5 protein-coding genes are annotated in these 2,919 nt (G+C 41.7%); all 5 read right to left on the bottom strand.

Translation table 11 applies throughout. The features are described from left to right. Positions 1 to 216: 216 nt before the first annotated feature. Positions 217 to 564, bottom strand: coding sequence for a DUF3024 domain-containing protein (locus VJL_RS26480; RefSeq protein ID WP_009705214.1), 348 nt, complete (start codon positions 562 to 564; stop codon positions 217 to 219). 219 nt (positions 565 to 783) lie between these two features. Then, on the bottom strand, positions 784 to 1,086 hold the full coding sequence (locus tag VJL_RS26475; protein WP_025796191.1) for a type II toxin-antitoxin system RelE/ParE family toxin: 303 nt from the start codon (positions 1,084 to 1,086) through the stop codon (positions 784 to 786). Then, positions 1,074 to 1,331 carry a type II toxin-antitoxin system Phd/YefM family antitoxin gene (locus tag VJL_RS26470; protein WP_038882341.1) on the bottom strand — a complete coding sequence of 86 codons (258 nt, stop codon included), beginning with the start codon at positions 1,329 to 1,331 and terminating at the stop codon, positions 1,074 to 1,076. Before VJL_RS26470 ends, VJL_RS26475 begins: the two co-directional genes overlap by 13 nt. Before the next feature lie 200 nt (positions 1,332 to 1,531). After that, entirely contained in the window at positions 1,532 to 1,999 is a 468-nt protein-coding gene (locus VJL_RS26465; RefSeq protein WP_038882340.1) for a hypothetical protein, read from the bottom strand. 150 nt (positions 2,000 to 2,149) lie between these two features. After that, entirely contained in the window at positions 2,150 to 2,815 is a 666-nt protein-coding gene (locus VJL_RS26460; RefSeq protein ID WP_038882339.1) for a hypothetical protein, read from the bottom strand. Positions 2,816 to 2,919 lie beyond the last annotated feature (104 nt).

The following is a 2,919-nucleotide window of genomic DNA, read 5'->3' as shown; positions in this document are numbered from 1 at the left end:
AGGTACAAACTAAAAGGTGTAAAGACGAGCGCAAAAACAGATAAACACCAAAACTTATGACCTTTGATGTCAAACCCGTACTAACGCCCTGTTAAGGGGTGAGCAACGCAATACCGATACCGCCGCATACCGCCTTAAACACTAAAACCAACGCATAGTAAAAATGCCACGCGTTGCGAATCCCTCTTGAACAGTTTGTTATGTACGTGGTTGGTTCTATCCCCAGAAACACCCATAAGTATCGTCTTCCAATATTTCCAAGAAAGCTTCTAGAAGTTGAATCTCTGGAACTGGCTCATACGAATGCCATTTTTGGTCGGATTTCATCCAGTAAATTTTCCACGCATCACGCGACTTATAATATTTGACTTTGGCTACTGGGCACTCCATTTTTTCGGATGGATCATTCCACTTAGGACGTATCTCGAAGATTTCGATGACTTGCCCCTCTAAACGATACCCAATATCAAGTTGGTTGCGGATCTCTTCTGGCGGCCGACAAGAATCAAGGTACTTCTCCACTACCTTTCTATAACGCTGTTGCTCAATTTCTGAAAATGCCATATCTATCACCTAACCCTCTAATTAAGCTAAGTTTACGACCTAATTTCATACGTTGGCTAGGTTAATTTTCGAGAAAGTACATAACGCCCTGTTAAGGGGTGAGCAACGCAATACCGAAGCTACCGCATACCACCTTAATCACTTAAACCGACGCATAGTAAAAATGCCACGCGTTGCGAATCCCTCTTGAACAGTTTGTTAGCCGCTCATTCCCAAAGGTTACTGCTTACTCAACAGGAACTTACGCAAATCTCTCTCTGCACGCATAACAAACAGAATAAACACTTTGTCACCGTCTTGTTTATAGAAAACACGACATGGATTAACGACAACTTCACGATAACTTAAATGTTCTAGCTCGGGTGGAATACGACCTGACTCTGGGAAAGTTTGTAGGCGTTCCACTTTGGAGAAGATCGTTTGTACTAACTGCTTTGCAGCTACGATATTTTCAAGTGCGATGTATTCAGCAATATCATTGAGGTCAGATAACGCTGGTTCAGTCCAGATTACTTCAGCCATTTTGACATTTTGTCCTTGGCTTCATCATGACTTACCACTTTACCGTCAGCTAGTGCACGCTCACCTCGTGCAATACCCTCAAGAATAGCTAAACGATTTTGCATAAATTCGTAGTCATCAACATCAACTAGATACGCAGATGGCTTACCATGCTCAGTAATTAACACGGGTTCTTTAGTGTCGTGGAGATCGGCGAGGATCTTAGTTGCTTGGCGTTTAAGTGTTGTAACTACTTCTACTTTCATGAGAGCTGCTCCAAAGGAATACTAAAGTGATACTATTCTATCACTTTGAGTATAGCAAGCTCCATGACGGCTAACGCCCAATTAAGTTGTGAGCAACGCTGCCACTTTACTAAAACACTGCACCGTAATCACCAAACAAGTTGAAACCGAAAGTGCCGAGCGTTGCGAATCAGCTTGAATTGCTTGTTATGGTGCTGAACTCACGTTAGTTCTTGTATGTCTATTAGGTCGACTTCCCTACCCAATATTCGCTTGTACTCAACGAGACGATGGACTGGAATAACTGGTAATTCGATACCTTGATAGTGTTTTACCACTGACTCTGAAAAGTGGATTTCAAGCTCATGCCAAGAACCATCGAGAGCTGATTGTATCTTCGTGTTTAGATCTAAACCAATTTCAATTTTTTGATTTTGGTAAACCAGTTGAAAATACTCTATATCCCAACCGTACTCAGTGTAATGAGTTAACGGTTTAGATATGAACTGCGATACGCGAGCCAAGACCTTGTTTACGTCAGAATTGCGAATATAAAGATCGATATCAGCGATTTCACGACTTCCACCATGAATAGTTGCCGCTAACCCACCAACAATTTGGTACTCAACACCCTCAGCCTCCAAATGATCTTTGAGCCATTTCAGGGCCACTTTCACTTTATCACTCATCTAGTCCCCTTAGCTGGATTTTGCCCTGCGCCATAACGCCCTGTTAAGGGGTGAGCAATGCAATACCAAAACCGCCGCATACCACCTTAAACACTAAAACCAACGCATAGTAAAAATGCCACGCGTTGCGAATCCCTCTTGAACAGTTTGTTATGTGCCGAGTTGAATTAGTCCGTACCCATTGATTTTAGGTTCATAGCTTGTCAGAACGTAAACCAAATCGAAAGGAGATAAACTAGGAAGCTTAATTTCTGATAAATAGTCTCTGATGACATCAGAAGTTAGACGAGGCTCGTCCGTAAATATTAGTAGTACTAAGTTATCGTATGTTGGCTCAATACTCGCGCACTTTTCAGCTTTACCAGTGATAATCTTTTCTAGCTTCGTCTGTAGGGTATTAGCATTCCAAGATAGGATTTCTGTCAAATACTGCTCACGTTTGTTTTTTATATCAAGACCAATAGCTTTTTCACTGACTAATTCCGTAATTTCAATACCAAAAGTGGTTCCTTTATTCGTAACTACAGCTACATCAGGTGGGTCGCCTGCCAACTGAACCTGAACTAAATGTTCGCCTAACTGAGACTCTAGCAATTGAAAAAATGTCATCGCGATACTGAGCTCTTTAGTTCCTTTATCTACAGTTTCAAAGAAATCAGCGTGTTTGCGGGGCATACCTGCTCTTTTTTGTTGATACTCATGAAAAGCTAGCTGAAGTTGCTTTTCATATTCCTCGCGATGTGCTTTGCGATTAAAGTAAACTTCAAGCTTTTTACGCCGACGCTTTTTTAACTCTAGTATTTGCCTGTTGTTCATAATTTCCTCTGTAGGCACATAACGCCTTGCTAAGGTGTGAGTAACGCAATACAAAAGCTACCGCACAGAGCCTTAATCACATAAGCCACCGCAAAGTAAAAATG

The sequence above is a fragment of the Vibrio jasicida CAIM 1864 = LMG 25398 genome (assembly GCF_000400365.1).
GTDB lineage: Bacteria > Pseudomonadota > Gammaproteobacteria > Enterobacterales > Vibrionaceae > Vibrio > Vibrio jasicida.
Note: the sequence above shows the minus strand (reverse complement) of the source record. Positions and strands in the feature narration are given on the sequence as shown.